Here is a 17360-nt window from a genome sequence, read left to right as displayed (position 1 = left end):
TTTATTCACCTACCTTTCGCAACAGTTTTTGCGTCAACTTATTGGCGCCGATCATCACGCAGAAGAGCACTGTCGCGATAGTAGATGCGTAACCCATCTCGAAGCGGATCGTCCCGAAGTCCATCAAGTGCGTTACGATGGTATGCCCCGCGTAGTTAACGCTTGGAAATCCGGCTAGCGCGATCGATATATCGGCGACCGCAAGCGAGCCTGTAATCTGCATAACGGCCCCGAACATCAGCTGCGGCCGCATGGACGGCAGCGTGATAAACCAAAGCTCCTGCCAGCGGTTCTTGATGCCATCTACGGCTCCCGCTTCGATCAGCGATCGGTCGATCGTCTGAAGACCGGCGATGAAGGCCAGAAAGCTGGTGCCCAGACTAAGCCACAACTGGACGATGATAATAATAGGCAGTATATATTGCTCCTTCGAAAGCCATTGAATCGGTTCGAGAATAAAACCGAATCTCATAAGGAACCCGTTCAAATAACCGTAGCTGTCTCCGGAAAATACGATCAGCCAAATAAAGAATACGTTCCCCGAAATGGACGGCGCATAAAACACAAGGGTCATAACCGCTCTGACCTTGGGCGACAGTTCATTGATAATCCAGGCAAAGAGAAAACATGCGATATAGCTGACTGGACCGGTCACGACTGCGAACATGAACGTATTCTTCAGGGCGATCATGAACACATCGTCGCCCAGGAACAACCGGGAGTAATTCTGCCAGCCTACGAATCTCGGAAACTCCAGCATGTTAAAGTAAAAGAAACTGAGTGCCAGCGAGATGACGACTGGAATGACCGTAAAAGCGAAGAAGATCAGCATGTACGGACTCATCAGCAAGTAGTAGTGCTTGTTTTTCCGAAGCTCTCGGGCAACATTGGCGAGTCGTGACGGCTTCTTTGCCTGGATGAGGCTCGACGCGGCATGACGGTTTACTTCTGCTTGCATCGGCTTCCACCCCCTAACTAATTCTGCAGATTGAATTCCTGCCGCTTGAGTGCGATTTCGTCATTAATATACAAAATATAATCCGAAAGAGCTTCGCGCGGATTCTCGCTCTGGTTCACGACACGCCGGAAAGCGTTATCCAGATGCCTGCCGGTGAAATACCCGCCCGGCACTTGAGGGATGCCCCTTACCCATTGCCATTGGCGTTCAAGATTGTTGAAATCCTTGATTGGCCACGGCAGCTGCGCAAGCGCTTCGATGTTGGCTGTCGGATATCGCGCGGCCTCGCCGAGCAACCCTTCCAGCTCTCGTCCGTAAGCGATTTGAGTATCCTTGTCGGTCCACCACTTCATGAATGACCATGCCGCGTCCTTGTCGTCGGCATTATCCAGCATCATGACCGCGGTCGTATGGCTGGCGACCTCATGTCTTACAGATCCGTCCTTGCGCTCGGTGCCAGGCACGATGGTAAAGTCCCACAACCCTTTGATCTCCGGCGCCATAACCGTCAGCATATTGTACGTTGTATAATCGGCAATACCGATCGGCATCTCGCCAGTCCGGAACCGATTCGCGAAATCCGCTTGCAGCGGAAATTTGTAGTTCGTATAAAATTGCGACCAGCGCTTGAAAACCTGCATGGAAATCTCGGAGTCGAGTGCGCTCTTCATGCCATTGTCCTGGTAGAACTCGCCGCCGTTCTGGTAGAGAAGCATGGCGAACGCCGCATTCGGAACGAGAGTCGCATTGTTCGTAGCCGATTCGATCGGCAGATAAAACTCCATGTTGTGCTTCTGCAGCACCGAAATCATGTTATACACATCCTGCCATGTCTTCGGAGGCTCCAAGTCCAGCTCTTTGAGAATATCCTTGCGGTAGAACATCATCGGGAAGGTCTGCTGCTCCGGCAGCGCATATACCCCTTCGTCATATTTATAAGGAGTTATTGCGCTTTCGCGGAACCTTGCAGCGACTTCTTCAAAATCCGGGAAAGCAGTCAAATCGGCTGCGGCTTTCCTCATCGCATAATTGACAGGGAGATCCTCGCCGGCCTGCAAGGCAACATCAGGCCCTTCGCCAGCCAGGACAGCCGGAAGCAGGATGCCGCCCGGAACGAGCCTTAAATTTACCGATATGTTCGTCTCGGGCGTAAAGGTGTCGTCTATCATCGCTTTCAACACTTGCGCCTGGTCTCTTCCCGTCGTTACCCAAACCGTGACGGAACGCCCGCTTTCTTCTGTACTGCCGATACTATCGTAGTCTTCGGTATAAGAGGCGACGTAAGCGCCCAGCTCGTGCTTCATTTTCTCGAGCAATGTCGCTTTCGCTCTCGGAAGCTTGCTGTCCGGAGACGCGACGATCAGATAATCGAGCGTAAGCGGCTGTTCGCGCACGGTCAGCATCCACGTGCCAAGACCGCCGACATTCACCTTAAAGGAGTTCAGACGGTTCGCAATCGTTTCCGGCTTCTCCGCCATTTCGTTCAACTGCCTTACCATCGTATGAAGAACGGCGACTTTATCGCTCCTCTCCCCCGTCGATTGCTCGAGATAATCCGCCACGGCCTGGATATGGCCAGCTTGTTCCCGGAAAACATCGATCATGCCGGGAATACGCTTCTCCAATTGATAATCGCGGTTAGGGTCCGGCGTATTCGAGGTTATTAGCAATATTTTTCGATACATTTCGTTAAGCTTCAGCACGCTCGATTCGATCGTCTCAATAAGCGGAGCGAGCTCGCCGAGCGAAACCGCCATGCGAATGGTATGTTTCCCTTTCGTCAGATGGAACAGGTAAGGCTCATTTCCACCCAGCACATCAGTTTGCCAATCCATATTGAAGCTGAATCGCATACGTTTCATTTCATGGAATGGATATTTGCCATCGATCATGATGCTGCGCGTCGCATAGACGCCCCGCAGCTGATCCTGTTTGCGCTTTAGCGCAATCTGGTACAACCCATCCTCTTCCACTTCGAATTCCCATTCCATCCACTGTCCCGGCAGCTTCCAGTTCAGGCCCCCAATCGCGTTGATCCGAATTTTGGAAGCGCTGTACGGCGTGACCGCAGGGCTTGACCGATCGGATAGCGGATAAAGCGTTGGAGAAGATTTTAGGGCCGCATCCTCAGCTTGAATCATTATGAATTGACCCTTAGCGGCTGCAGCTCCTGCAGCTTCATATTCGGCTTTCCGCTCTTCATAGGTTTTTGACACCGGCTCCTGGTATAACTCGATATAGTCGATAGCCATCGGTTCCCTCAAGGAAGTCAAAGAAACGGTCTGAACCCCTTCGCCGAAATAAAACAAATAGGGCTCGTCATTGTAACCTTCGTTGTCCTTAAAGGACGCGATTTGCCATGCCGGCTTCTCTATCTGCCTCGGGCGCAAATCGTTGCCGCGATCGTCCCGCTCGATTTCGTCTTCGCGATTGCCCCAATATCGATCGAACAACAAGATTTCCGCTTCTTGAAAAGGCACTTCCCGATTGATCGAGAGCTCCCTCTCGATAGCGGAGCTTTTCCCCTCAATAGGAAAATAATGAATCCGAACATGATATAGACCCGGTTGATCAACCTGAACCTTCCAACTAATCGAGCCCGTCTCGGGCGTCAACACAGCTTGACCCTTCAGTCCTTGAAATCCATCCGCAAGCTCAAAGCCGTCCCCTTCGAGTGCGGCATACTGCTCGCCTTCGATTCGGATTTCCGCCGCCGGTCTGTCTGCGCTCGAGTAGCGTTTCATATAGGCGCCATATCCGGCTTTTGCATCCGAATCCGTTACCGCTGCAAACTCGCTAAATGCTTGAACATCGCCGTTGCCTTTTTGACTAGATGAGTAGACAGCCCATATGGACAAACCTAAAACAAAAAATATAAATATCCATTTCACTAATTTCTGGCTTCTGACGCTCAATTCTGCTCCCCTCCCGCGGCAAGAGTGAATTTCAAACAGTCCACATTGTTAGAAGAGATGCGGACTGTTTGATCACTTCAATCGTTATTTCTTATAGACTTCATCGATTGCCGCCTGGAAAGGCGCTTTATATGTCTCGATGACCGTGGATACGGATTGGCCTTTCGCAATCTCGTCACCAAACTCATAATATGGCATGCTCGGGAACGTAGCTAAACTGTCGAGATAGAATCTGTTAGACGCTACTTTAACATTATTGATATCAACTTCGTTGTCAAACATCGTCTCGTACCAAGACTGGAGGGGATAGTCATAAACGGACTCGTAATCCTCTATTTTCTCCCAGATATAAACGAGCTGCTCCGGATTCTCTACTGCCTTCGGAATGACCATTGCCCACGGATTGCTATCAGGTGTATTGTAGGCAGTTCCATTCGGTCCTTTAGGGAAAGGAACAAAGCCGATATCGAAATCCTTCATGTCGGTTCTCAAACCAGTCGCCTCATAAGCTCCGCCTGCAAACAACAACGTGTTGCCTTGACGGAAAAATTGACTTGGCTCCGTCCAATCGCCGCCCTCGGAAGGTCTGACGAGTTTTTCGGTATTCAGTTTGGATAGGAAATTCAAAGCTTCGACGGTTTTAGGATCATCCAGGTTCTGCTTATCCCCCTTCACCAGAGCTGTCTCGTTGGAGGCAAGCGCTGAATCCATAAAGCCGCCGCCTGCCAATCCCCATGTATCAAGCTTTCCATCGTTGTTCGTATCTTTATTAGCGTCTTTGATCACTTGTGTGAACGTTTCCCAATTCCAGTTATCTTCATCCACATATTCTTGTATCGACTTCATGCCGAGATTGTTCATCAACGTGCGGTTGTAGAAAATTCCGTTTGCTCCGCCCGGGTACCCGCCAAAACCATACCCTCTCCCGTTGTACTGCATAATCTCGTTCGTTACTTTCGGATCGAACACTTTCTCATTTTTCGTAAATTCGTCAACCGGCCACAACAGATCTTGACTTACCAGCGTTGGAATGGTGTAGGATCTGGCTATGGAGATGATGTCGCCTACCGGTTCGCCGGCAAGCAGCGAGGCTGTAACCTTGTTCTGGTACTCGGCGAAATCGATGACAACGTATTCAACTTTGAAATTATGTTTCTTCATCAGAGCTTCAAGGTTTTTCTTCCTTTGGATATTATCCGGATTGTCTTCCGGGATTTCCAAACTCCAGAAGTTTACGATCTTAATTGTTCTGCCGCCCATATCGAAATCCATCTCCTGCTCAGAATCTCCCTCCCCGGAAGCATTCGTCGCCGCCGGATCGTTTGACGCTTCATCGGTTGCAGTATTGGTGCTTGCTGGATTGTTTGTGCTGCCGTTTCCGCTGCTGCAAGCCGCTAAGGAAAAGATCAACATCAGACTAACAAGCAACATAACCAGTTTTTTGTTCATTTTCATCCCCCTGAAATTGTAATGTAATCGCTATCACTTTGATGCAATGGTAATGATACGGTTTAAAGTCGAACCAACTAAGCCATTCCGCATGTGCTGCCATCCATTCCGCACCTATCACCTCCTGGCCTCTTCATCTTCACTGAATGCAGTTGAAAGCGGTATCAAACCCAAAGCACATCGCGCATGGAACGAAATCCACATCGTGTTCCTCGCTGCTCCTTTAAAATCATATTGTAAAAAATTAATGCAAACCTTCATTTTCTAGACATGGGTATAGCATGATTTAGTCATTTTCCGGTTATCCTGAATCCGTGATATCAAATAGCCATATCTGTAAATGCAAATCTGAACCGAAAGTTCTAAATAACGATTTTTAATATGATTTTTAGTACATTTTTGGTTGTATGATCAGCAATTTCACACGATTAAAATAAAAATGATACCGCATACATCTATCACAGAATAAGGGGGCGTTGTTGGATGTCAAACGGGCGAGGAAATACTATGAAATCGAACTGCATGAATAAGTTGACGTCAATTAAAGGCGATATCGTGGATAGCGTTTATTTGAACTGGTTTACCAATGACAAGGAATTTCCGTTTTTTATTCAGTATGGCGGGCACAACGAGGATACGCCTCTGCATAAGCATGACGACTTCACCGAACTCGTGATTGTATTGAACGGGAACGCTACGCATATCGTCGATTCCGAAACTTATTTTATTAAGAAGGGGAACGTATTTGTCATTAACGGTTCTACCTCCCATGCTTATCAAAATCCACATGAATTTAAAATTTGCAATATTATGTTCCGGCCCGACATACTTCGAAGCGCCGGTCCGGATTTAAGCACCTCCAACGGCTATCAGGCACTTTTTGTTTTGGAGCCGCTTTATCGCAATATTCATTCTTTTCAAAGCGGGCTTAATTTGTCGATTCCAAGCTTGGAACACGTCTCATCGATTATCGCCGATATGATCAACGAATATAACGACAAGCATCAGGGCTATCAGACGATGCTCAATTCCCGGTTTATGGAGCTCGTCGTCTATTTGTCCAGACAGTATGACAATCAGGAGAATGGCACGGACAGCAATCTGATGCATTTGGCGAATGCGATCTCCTATATTGAAGATCACTATCTCGAGCCTCTTACTCTGGAGGAAATCGCGGCTACATCCAATATTTCGGTTCGGCATCTGAATCGGATCTTTCAATCTTATTATCAAACGACTCCTATTTCGTACCTGCAACGACTTCGTTTGGAGCGCGCGCGTATGCTGCTCAGGCAAAGCGGACTCCCCATCACGAAAATTTCATACGAATGCGGGTTTAACGACAGCAATTATTTCACTCGTAAGTTTTCCAAAGCCTATGGACTTTCCCCCAAAGCCTTTAGACTGAATCAGTGATTTTTTTTATTAGGTTTGGGTTACAAAATAAATGGGCGCCCCGGTACATGTCAATAAAACATATACCGGGGCGCCCATTTAGGCTCAACTGGAATATTTAGTTTAAATGCACGTTTCGGCCATCATCCGGAACCAAGCGAGGGACACTGGACCATCCAAGACCAGGTACACGTCGCGCCTGCCCGAGGCGCCTGTCAGCCCGCAAGTGAGGCTCCGCCAGTCCTGTTCTCCGCCAGCCGGAACCCTGCACTTACCTGCAATTGGACCGTCCGGTCCATCCAACCGAACTTCAACCACAGCATCCTCAGTGGCGGCGGCCCGCAGCTCGATCGAGAAGATCCCCGCACCGAGTTCTGCATCGTGGCATGCAAGCCAGCCTTTATCGCCGTTTACGGCTGCGGCGCTTCCGCCTTCGATGCATTCACCGAGATGAATGCCTTGATACGCATCGTAGTTTGCGGCCCGAGTCACCTTCGTAAGGTCACGCGGTGGTATCGTCTCGCCGTCGACAGTAAGGCGACCTTCAAGCCGCAAATCGCCGGAGGAAGCGCCGAGCATGACTGTATACGTTCCACTTTCTACGCAGAACCGGTCGCGCGTTACGTCCCAGATGGCCAGAGATTCGAGCTGCAGTTGGAACGTCACCTCCGCAGACTCTCCCGGAGCCAGGGCGATACGTTTGAAGTCCGCCAACTGAAGGCGCGGGCGCTTGACCCGGGATTTATTTGCACGAACATAAAGCTGCACGACCTCTTCACCCGCACAGTCGCTTATGTTCGTCACACGGCAGGAAACCCGGACTGCCGTGTCTGTCCCGGCTTCAGCGCTGTTCGGCGACAAATGCAAAGCTTCGTAACGGAATTCGCTGTACGAAAGGCCGTGTCCGAACGGATACAGCGGTTCGCCTTCAAAATATTGATACGTTCGGCCGCCACGGATGATATCGTAGTCCATGAATGGCGGAAGCTGATCAACGGACTTGTACCATGTCATGTTCACTCGGCCTGCGGGATTGACGTCGCCGAACAGAACGTCCGCAACAGCACGGCCGAGCTCCTGACCCGCATGGGACGTGTAGATGATTGCCTTCGCCTTCTCCTGTAAAGCGTTCAAGGCGAACGGGTAGCTGCCGACGACCACAACAATCGTGTTCGGGTTCTCCTCAATTACCGCAAGCGCCAGCTTTTCCTGCGATTCCGACAGCGTGATATCGGGCCGATCCATCGTCTCCTTGCCGTTGATCAGTGGATGATTGCCGACGAACACGATCGCCGCATCGGCGCCGCGAGCCGATTCGACAGCCGCGTCCACGCCGCTCGACACACGTTCAAACTCGAACGTGTCGGCATGCGTTCCAACAACCGAACTCCCTGCCTCCGCAGCGCCTCCGACGTTAATATCGTTCGCGGTTTCAGCCGCCAGCCCGTCTCCGACAAGCAGTACACCTGTCTCACTATCAACCGTTACAGGCGTTCCGTTCCAGGTCGAGGCGGTAACTAGCGAACGGTCCTGAGCTACAGGTCGTATCTGGAACACTTCTTTCGTAAACCACTCCCAAATCCGATGCGCAGACGCTTGAAGGTTCTTGTCATCCGTTGTCACATAGAGGTTATTGCGCAACGCAACTAATGTATGGCTACCGAAGCCCCAGTCCGATATTTCGAAAATGTCGCCTTCTTCCGGCCTCTCCGCGCGAGCGGCAAGAGGAGCCTTTGAATCGTCGCTGAGCTGGACATACCGTCCGCTGCGAACAGCCTTAATGCGCACGCGATCAGTGCCGGCGGAGTACGATGTTTCGGCGCCTTTCCCCTCAGCCGCCAGCCTTTCTATGATTCCCTGCAGCGGAGTAACCGCATAAGGCAATGTGCCGCTGTACCAGTCGCGATAAACGATATCGGCAAGAGGTCCGATGACAGCAACCTTGTTCAGCTTGTCAGCCTGCAGCGGCAGCGTCTTCCCTTCGTTCTTGAGCAGTACAACAGCTTTCTGCACCGCCTCCCTCGCAAGCTCCGCGTGATCTGGGTGGAGGATCGCCGATTCGTCGATCGCAGCATACGGATTTCGTTCCGACGGGTCGAACTCCCCGAGCCGGAAACGAACGCGAAACGTATTCCGAAGAGCGGCATCCAGATCATTTTCTGTTAATAGCCCGTCCGCTAACGCTTCGCGGATCGCCTCCGTTACTACAGCCGCTTCGTCCGTAATACTGTCGATTCCGCCTTCCCGGATCGACCGGGCCACCGCTTCCTTAAGCGTCTCTACATAATGATGATCCCGCACCGTGCCCGTTACGTCGAAGGCATCGCTGACGACAAAGCCGTTCATTCCCCATTCGCGTTTAACGACGTCGATTACGAGCTGGCTGAGGTTCGCCGGCACTCCGTTGATCGCATTGTATGCCGTCATCATCGACTGGGCTCCGCCTTCTTTGAAGGGGATCTCGAATGCCTTCAAGTAATATTCGCGCAGGTTGCGTGGATCAAGGCTGACAGATGTATCGCCTCTTCCTGCCTCATTATTGTTGCCAATAAAATGCTTCAGCGTGGCAACGGCCTTCAAGTAAAAAGGATGGTCCCCCTGAATGCCTTGCGTGAGTGCGGCGGCTAGTTTGCCGGCCAGAACCGGATCCTCGCCATACGCTTCTTCCGTCCGGCCCCACCGAGGGTCCCGCTCCAAGTCAACCGTCGGCGCCCACAACGTCAAACCGTTAAGGATCGGATTCCGCTTGTAAAAGCCGCGAGCTTCGTCCCCAATCGCGCAGCCGATTCTCTTAAGCAAATCGCTATCCCAAGTACAAGCGAGACCGATCGGCTGAGGATAACTCGTCGCTTCCCCCAGCCAAGCCATCCCGTGTGCCGCCTCCGTACCATGCTTGTACGCCTGCACGCCCAGACGATCGATTGCGATCTGGTACTGTGGCATAAGCCCGATTTTCTCATCCAGTGTCAATTGAGCGATCAGGTCGTTCACTCGCTCCTCAAGAGGAATATCGGGATTCCAATAAAGGTAGGTCTTTTCGGTTTTCATTTTCGCACGCTCCTCGAACTTACTATAAATTATACTAATTCCAAAATCAGCTATCTACTCGGATACTTGCTACCCGGAACCAGTCAAAATGGGCATCCGATGCGAGCGGACGCCGATCCGTGTCACATACATGGTAATAAAACCCTGCCGCCGGGATATCGGAAGCGATCACATATTACTCCTTTGCCGTACGCATTCATTTAGCATTATAGTTCAAGAATGACAAGGATACCTCGATTTTATGGTCTTAAAATAGCATAATAAGGACACCTTATTTCGCGAATCCTGTTAGCTCCCAACGAGTAGAAGGCACTTTTCGTTAATATGGTTCGTCCCTCGTTGTTATCTTCATCGATGTGATTATCGTGCTTTCAGAATATGCGAAAAAACCGCCCGTGGAGGCGGTTTTTTTTGTAGCGTGCTAGCTTCATCAGATCCCGCTTCTAGAACCCTACATCCTCTCTTTCTGCAGCTTTTTGGGCCACGAACTCTGACATTTCTTCCACGCCGGCATCTCTAAATTTTTCTTGAACATTATGAAGCATATCTATAGCCTCTTCATCAGACGCCGCAAACAATGCTTTCTTAAATTCCTCATCGAAATTCAAACTGCTGGTTTTATCTCTAAATTGCTCATATTGGGGCCAATCTCTTGCAAGATAGCTGGCGCTTACTTTGTCTATGATTTGGATAGGCATTTTTGCCGAGAAACTCTCCTCCAACTTTTGCCACTCCGTTTTTTGATCTTCGGGCGTAGGCCAAGTGACTTCAGAGGAGAACGCCCCTATGAACCTTCCCGGAAGATAATTGAGCCCTGCGTCTCTTTTCAGATCCGGGTTTTCATCGAATTGCTTTTTCACATCGGGATTCCATTGGGGCAGCCCGTTTTCCATGGTGTAGTGCGTTCCTTCGATCCCGAAATACGCAAGCAGTCGGCCTTCTTCGCTGTTGACATAATCAATGTACCGTAATGCCGCATCGGGATCTTTGATGCTAGCGCTTAAGAAAAGAACAGGGAAACCGGAACGGCCGGGTTTTTCCACTTGCGTTCGAATGTTTCCGCTCTTATTCTTCATCGGACCCAATAGTTCATATTTCATTTCCGGGTTCGTCTTATAAAGCGTTTTTTGTAAATCACCTAGCATAGGTTGGGCTCCGAATACGGCAACTTTTCCCGTCGTAAGCTTTTCATTCGCTGTTGTACTCGTATTGCTGAAGGCTTCAAGATCAAACAAACCTTCCGTTAATAACTTTCTCATGTATAACAACCTAGCTTCATGATCCTTGGATTGCGTCCAGTGGATCAGCTTTCCATCTACTTCACGGAAATCCGAAATCGTGTAATCCGTCCATCCGGCAAGGAATTGACCGTAATCCCATCCATTCCACATGGTTCCGGCCGGGATGACCGGCTTCCCGCCAATATCCTTGAAACCGCCATTTTTTATCTTAACCAATAGATCATATAATTCATCTTGAGTATCGATATCCTCCGCTTTTACGTTTAAAGCTTTCAGGATATCTCCCCTGGCAAAAAGGCCGTAATTCCAATTATGAATGCTCTCAGGGGTTCCGTCCGGGGTCTCCGTAGGAATGAGATACGTCTTGCCTTCAAATTCGGGACTATTGAGATCGAACTCGGCAAAATCCTTCGCAATCCCGGTCGTCGCAAGTCTTTTAATATTCGGGTATTTATCGAGATAAGGGGTTAAATCCAGAAGCTGTCCTTCCATGGCCGCCTTCTTGATGACTTGTCCTTCTCCTCCCGTAGTTGACCAGAAAGGGGCGTTAACAATATCGGGAACCGTACCGGAAGCGAACATGGTGTTTAGTTTTTCCACTTCACTTGTCGTGATGGATTCCAGGTCTAACGTTACCCCGGTTTTCTCCCTAATTTTTTGGGCTACCGGATTATTCTTTTGGTCCTGCGGGAAACCGGCTCCGCCACCGTTCCAAGCACTGAGGAAAGTCAAGGTTACCGGCTTCATTTCTTCAGTGCCTGAATCATTCGGGCCTGTGTCAACCGTGCCTGCATTCTCTTCTCTGTCTTTTCCCATACATGCCGTCATTGTCACTAAAAGCAGCAACACGACTAGCGTCATGCCAAGAAAGCTCCTACGCTTGTTCTTCAGCATACTACAATCCCCTTCCAATGGAAGTTTTTATATAAAAGGCATGGCCTTTTATACCAACTACTCCTTAAGAGAACCTACCAATACGCCTTTTACGAAATATTTCTGAAGAAATGGATACACGCAGATGATCGGGGTCGTTATTATAATGACGAAAGTCATCCTCAAGGCTTCCGGTGTTACGCCTCGGAGCTCCATTTGAGTCTCGGTCATGTTCTGAATAGCAGATCCGCTATTTCCCGACGACGACGTCATCGACTGGAAAGACGCTTCGCTGATCATCTTGTTAAGGAACGTAGCTGCAGGCTGCAGATTTTCATTCTGAATGAAAAACTGACCTGTAAACCAGTCATTCCACACCCCCACCCCGACAAACAAAGCAATGGTAGCAAGCACCGGCATCGAAAGGGGCAGTATGATTCTTGCAAATACCGACAACTCGCTTGCACCGTCTATTCGGGCCGATTCCGACAGACCGTCTGGGATCCCGTCAAAGAAAGTTTTCATGATAATCGCATTGAAAAAACTATATAGGGACGGTAACACCAACACCCAAAACGTATCCAGGATATGTAATTGCCGGTACAGAATAAACGTCGGAATAAGTCCTCCGCTGAACAACGTGGTAAAGAAAAAAAAGAAGACAATATATTTTCTTCCGGGCAAGCCTTTCCGCGAAAGCGCGTAAGCTAATAAGGCCGTCAATATTACGGAGGCAACCGTTACCACAAAGGTTCGGGCAATGGAAATATAAAACGAATTCAGGATCAAATGGTTGCTAAAAGCTTTGGCATAGTTTTCTAATGTAAACACTCTAGGAAAATAATAGATTCCGCCCTTCATCGCATCGTAACCGTCATTGAAGGATAGGGCAAGAAAGTAGATAAATGGATAGAGTGCCGTCGCGCAGAATAAAAAGAGCACCGAATAGTTAAGCGTCATGTACATTTTATCTGCCGGCGTCAGCCTTCTCGCACCCATACATACACCTCCTCATCTTCCGTGCTCGCTTATTACCATAACGATACATCGCTCACGCGTCTGGATATATGATTTACGGCAACGATGAGAATCAGCGAGATCGCGGACTTGAATAAACCAATTGCCGTGGAATAGGCTAATTGCCCCTGCTGGAGGCCTGTTTTTAAGACATAAGTGTCCAAAATTTCCGAGACGCTTAATGTTGCCGGGGACTGCATCAGCCAAATTTGATCAAAACCGGCGTTCAGTATTCCGCTGAGGGAGAAGATCAGCAATATGCCTATCGTTGGAATAAGGCATGGAAGCGTGATCTTAAATAGCTTGCTCCATCGACCTGCCCCGTCGATTTCCGCAGCTTCATACAAGTGCGGATCGATATTCGTTAACGCGGCTAAATAAATGATCGAACCCCAGCCTATACCTTTCCAAATGTCGGAAATGAGTACCAATGGATAGAACAATTCCGGCTTTCCCATAAAAAAGATAGGATCCAAACCCATTTGATACCGAATGTCATTGATTAGCCCTACGTTCGGAGACAAGATTTTTTGAAGCAAGGTAACGACAACGACCCACGAAACGAAGTGCGGCAGATAGGAGATCGTTTGAAACACTCTTTTGATTTTTTTGTGCATGACTGCATTGAGCATTAAGGCTAGAATCAATGGAGCTGGAAATCCGATAATAAGTTTAAGAACACTAATGGATAACGTATTTCGGAGTACATCGTAAAAACTGGAATCGTTTAAAAACTGTTCGAAATATGTAAAGCCAGCCCAAGGACTCCCCAATATCCCCAAATTGAATTTGAAATCTTTGAACGCTATTATAATGCCGTACATCGGATAGTAAGCAAAAACCAGAAACCATATGATGGCAGGAAGCAAAAATAAATAGACATGCCTGAAATACCAAATCTTCGTTAGTTTCTTGTTCTTTTTTAATCGCTCAAGTCCAGGGATAACCACACCCTTTGGTACCATTTCTCCGAACACCTCCTACATCATCGTCGGTAAATGATGATATCTTCGCCGTCCTCCGGCAGCTTAGCCGTTTCGAGGTGCGGCTGGGGGATTATATAGCTATCTTCTGGCGGCATAGGAGCGAGAACCCAACACGACTTTCTTGCCTGTCGCTTCCTTGGGCACTTTACCTGTAAAACGAAACCACCCGCAGCTTCCCCCTCTCTAATTGCAATCGGTTACATTCTTTGGCTTAAATATATTCAATATGGTGTGTTTTATTCCTTAATAAGTGTACATATTCAATATATTCAAATGGAATTGTTTAAAAAGATTGGGGTGTCAGGTTCGAGCAGAAAGCGAGTCTGACTCGTTATTAGGTTTATATATAGGGAGATGCGAGTGTTGATATCATGAAGGGGAGAAAACGTTTTTTCCCGTCGTCTCGCCAATCACCAATTCCGGCTCCACTAGGGTTTTAAAAAATTTTCCGTGTTGCCCGTCATCGCTGTTAATGACCTCAAGCAGCGTGTAAGCCGCGCGGTAGCCCATGTCTTGTTCAAACTGTTTAACATGTGTGAAAGTGTTGTATCCTTCGATTATTGAAGTCGGATCGTCAAAACTGATGATGGATATATCCTCAGGCACCTTCAATCCTGCTTGACGCGCAATTTGATAGATTTTCACTCCAAGACTTCCATTTAGCGTAATATAGGCCGTTGCCATTCGATTTTGGATATAGCGGTACAAAGGATGTGTTTCAGCTTGCTCAAGACTTCCGATTTCAAAACCGGTTACGATGTGGGCAGGGTTAATTAGCGATCCCTTTTCCTTGAAAGCATTCATATATCCATCGATCCGCTCTTGAACGGTAACGGTTTGTATGGGCGAATCCGAGCATATGGCGATTTCACGATGCCCCAGCTCCCACAGGTAATTTACAGCCATGTTAACGCCAAGCCTGCCGTCTGATGCGATATAATGAGTTTCAACCCCTGGTAGATAACGGTCGATGAGAACGAACGGATAACCCGCAAATTTCATGCTTAATATTTCTTCGTTGAATAATTCCTCGTCAACCGGGAATATCAGTAACCCTTCCGCTCCGATTTTACTACATGTCTTGATAGCCTCTTTTTCCTTATCGATGTTGCCCTCCGATAAATAGATAACGCAACGGTAATCGTTCTCATTTAGTGCTTGCTGAATACCATGTATAAGTCTAATGGTAAAATAATCATAAATGCTGGGTATAATTAGGCCTATCATCCGCGTCCGCCTATCACCGCTAGTTTTATTGACAGGCTTTACGGCACGTTTAGGAGATGTCGTCGGAACTTCATATTCAGGATCGCATACAAAAGTCCCCTTCCCAGGCACCCTAGTTATAATTCTTTCGTTAACCAAACCTGACAGGGCATTAACGACTGTAATCTTGCTTACTCCGAAACGCTCCATGAGCTCCTTTTCCGAAGGTATACGATCTCCAACCTTCAATACTTGCGACGTTATCAAGTCGCGTAAGTACTTTTGAACCATCTGATACATAGGTATTCTTTCCGATGCGTTCATTCGAATCACCACACTTCAATCAATATATTCAATATATAATTTACGAAAAACGCATTCGTTTTATTCCATAAAAGAAGCGCCACCTTTTTCAAGGTCAAGCTTTGTGTCTTCGGTTTGGAAGCTTTCGATCGCTTTGATAAGCCCGATTGTGCCGATACTAATTAAATCCTCCAAATCTTCGCCGGTATTGTCGAACTTTTTGACGTTGTGGACAAAACGAAGTCATTTTCGATTTATTTGATGAAACGGTAATATGGTATTATACGAGCCACTCGGCAAAATTTTCTGACCTCCAATATACTTAAAAACCCCTATGTATTCCGGCGATTTTAGAGGAACGCGAATATCCTTCAAATAACCCGGTTTTTCGTGCAAGTCATACGAAAGTGTATAACTGATTGTTATACGAATCCCGTCCCCTTCCTTCGCATATCTGCTTTGGTACGCAAAACTCCATAGGAGGAAATTCGAAGTGCCAAACAAGGAAAGCCTTATATTAAACTCGGATTGGAACGATGCTGTACTGTTATTTATTCAAGATTGCAAAGTCAGAAACCTTGCCTGATCGTACAACGTTTACCGGATTACGCAACTACGTAAGGCCTTCCCACCTTTTCAACCAAGCTTAATTCAAGAGGAAGCGTATGCTTCCTTACCATTTTTTTGTCCCCAGTCTTAAGATCTCTCGATTCAAATGTACTAATCCCAATGAATTTACCGATAAATAAACTCGATAAATCGACACATTTCGATATAATCAATATTTAATTTGCGTACTTTGTGGCTATTACTTGTAAGTTATATAAATGATATTGTTTTTAACATACCTAACCTTTTTTTCTATTCTATATAAATACTGGATGGATAGAAATTTGAGATGAGGTAAATTTAATGGTTGAAGGAGCAATTGATTTGAAAATCAAAGGAAATATGCTTGCTGGAATTACAAAAAAAGTTTCATTATCGTTAATGCTTTCATTTGTGATTTTGATTTCTAGCTTTAACTCCGCTTTTGCTACTAGCTCTTCAAAAAACATCAAAGAAGATTTCACAGTAACCCCAACTCTAATTGAAGAGATGGCTGCTTCATTAACAGATCAAGAACTTACAGATAATCCCTATCTTCTTGATGTATTAGTAGATATGAAAGAAATTGTTAATGACTCAAAAGACATAAGTTTTACTGCACTTAATTCACAATTACATGAAAGAGAGTCTTATACGAATCATATGAATTCAAGACTCGAAAAGAATGAATCAATTACACGAGTTAGCTATACACAAGAAGATGAAGAACAACTCCAAAGGGTTGATCGACTAGCACAATATTACTATGATTACCATCAAGAACATGGTTATTATCCTCAGGAAAGCATGCAAACCGCGAGTCTTGCTTCATCAGTAACTGTTTTAAAAGGAATGGGGTTAGCCTTTACTGAAAGTGGACTAGCAACTCGATTGGCAGCTTTAGGTTTAGTCGCAACTGTTGATGGACCATTACCTGTTGGAGATTTTATTGCACTAGTTAGTGGAGCTGTTATGGTAGGTGGGTTTGTTTATAGTTATTTATCTGCCGAAACTGCGATTGCTAATAATATTGGTGTATATGAAGGGCAAACATATAGGATATCATCCACTAAATCTTTGTCAGCAACCAGAGTAATTGCATACCCAAATAACTATAAACACTTTTCAGCAGCACCTAATAATGGGTGGGGTGGAGGCGTGTTTGTCCTAGAACCTATACCTTATACAACGGCTGCATTTAGAGCCTCAGTCGGAATGGACACCTATTCATTAACAGTTACGGATGCCCGAGCAGTTGCTCAAGCAGCAACTGCAACAGGACTCTCCCCAGTCCATGTCAACACCAAATGAAAATTCCTCAAAATAATCAGTTGAAAATTCCCCATCAGAATCAAGATGCCCCCCTAGGGGGGCGGCCGAC

The 17360-nt window shown here is 47.3% G+C and carries 10 protein-coding genes and 1 pseudogene; 2 read left to right on the top strand and 9 right to left on the bottom strand.

The annotated features are described in order from the left end of the window. Nucleotide 1: 1 nt before the first annotated feature. The 3 genes from IDH41_RS20765 to IDH41_RS20755 form a co-directional block, all read right to left on the bottom strand. Nucleotides 2-958 (bottom strand): carbohydrate ABC transporter permease, encoded by a 957-nt coding sequence (locus IDH41_RS20765; protein ID WP_190864439.1) that lies wholly within the window; start codon nucleotides 956-958, stop codon nucleotides 2-4. A 17-nt stretch (nucleotides 959-975) separates the two neighbouring features. Then, nucleotides 976-3810 carry an extracellular solute-binding protein gene (locus IDH41_RS20760; RefSeq protein ID WP_317890787.1) on the bottom strand — a complete coding sequence of 945 codons (2835 nt, stop codon included), beginning with the start codon at nucleotides 3808-3810 and terminating at the stop codon, nucleotides 976-978. 147 nt (nucleotides 3811-3957) lie between these two features. Then, a complete protein-coding gene (locus IDH41_RS20755; protein ID WP_190864437.1) occupies nucleotides 3958-5322 on the bottom strand; it encodes an ABC transporter substrate-binding protein in 1365 nt (454 codons plus the stop codon). A gap of 555 nt (nucleotides 5323-5877) precedes the next feature. Between IDH41_RS20755 and IDH41_RS20750 the strand changes: the two genes are divergently transcribed. After that, nucleotides 5878-6738: a helix-turn-helix domain-containing protein gene (locus IDH41_RS20750; protein WP_190864550.1), complete on the top strand. Its 861-nt coding sequence runs from the start codon at nucleotides 5878-5880 to the stop codon at nucleotides 6736-6738. A gap of 102 nt (nucleotides 6739-6840) precedes the next feature. Here IDH41_RS20750 and IDH41_RS20745 read toward each other — a convergent pair whose 3' ends face one another. The 6 genes and pseudogenes from IDH41_RS20745 to IDH41_RS20720 form a co-directional block, all read right to left on the bottom strand. After that, nucleotides 6841-9765: a glycoside hydrolase family 3 protein gene (locus IDH41_RS20745; RefSeq protein WP_190864435.1), complete on the bottom strand. Its 2925-nt coding sequence runs from the start codon at nucleotides 9763-9765 to the stop codon at nucleotides 6841-6843. A 443-nt stretch (nucleotides 9766-10208) separates the two neighbouring features. Continuing rightward, a complete protein-coding gene (locus tag IDH41_RS20740) occupies nucleotides 10209-11867 on the bottom strand; it encodes an extracellular solute-binding protein (protein ID WP_190864433.1) in 1659 nt (552 codons plus the stop codon). A 90-nt stretch (nucleotides 11868-11957) separates the two neighbouring features. Beyond that, complete coding sequence (locus IDH41_RS20735; protein WP_190864431.1) at nucleotides 11958-12878, bottom strand: carbohydrate ABC transporter permease; 921 nt, start codon at nucleotides 12876-12878, stop codon at nucleotides 11958-11960. A gap of 32 nt (nucleotides 12879-12910) precedes the next feature. Continuing rightward, nucleotides 12911-13861, bottom strand: a complete 951-nt coding sequence (locus IDH41_RS20730; protein ID WP_190864429.1) for an ABC transporter permease — start codon at nucleotides 13859-13861, stop codon at nucleotides 12911-12913. 390 nt (nucleotides 13862-14251) lie between these two features. After that, entirely contained in the window at nucleotides 14252-15388 is a 1137-nt protein-coding gene (locus IDH41_RS20725) for a GntR family transcriptional regulator (protein ID WP_223829906.1), read from the bottom strand. A 120-nt stretch (nucleotides 15389-15508) separates the two neighbouring features. Further along, a pseudogene (locus IDH41_RS20720) lies at nucleotides 15509-15634 on the bottom strand (sigma factor); the annotation flags it as partial. Between the two features lie 669 nt (nucleotides 15635-16303). Here IDH41_RS20720 and IDH41_RS20715 point away from each other — a divergent pair. Further along, nucleotides 16304-17290, top strand: a complete 987-nt coding sequence (locus tag IDH41_RS20715; protein WP_190864426.1) for a hypothetical protein — start codon at nucleotides 16304-16306, stop codon at nucleotides 17288-17290. The last annotated feature ends 70 nt before the right edge of the window (nucleotides 17291-17360 follow it).

Source organism: Paenibacillus arenilitoris (genome assembly GCF_014705655.1).
Lineage (GTDB): Bacteria > Bacillota > Bacilli > Paenibacillales > Paenibacillaceae > Pristimantibacillus > Pristimantibacillus arenilitoris.
The sequence above is the reverse complement of the archived record's forward strand: the minus strand, read 5'-3'. Positions and strand labels throughout refer to the sequence as shown.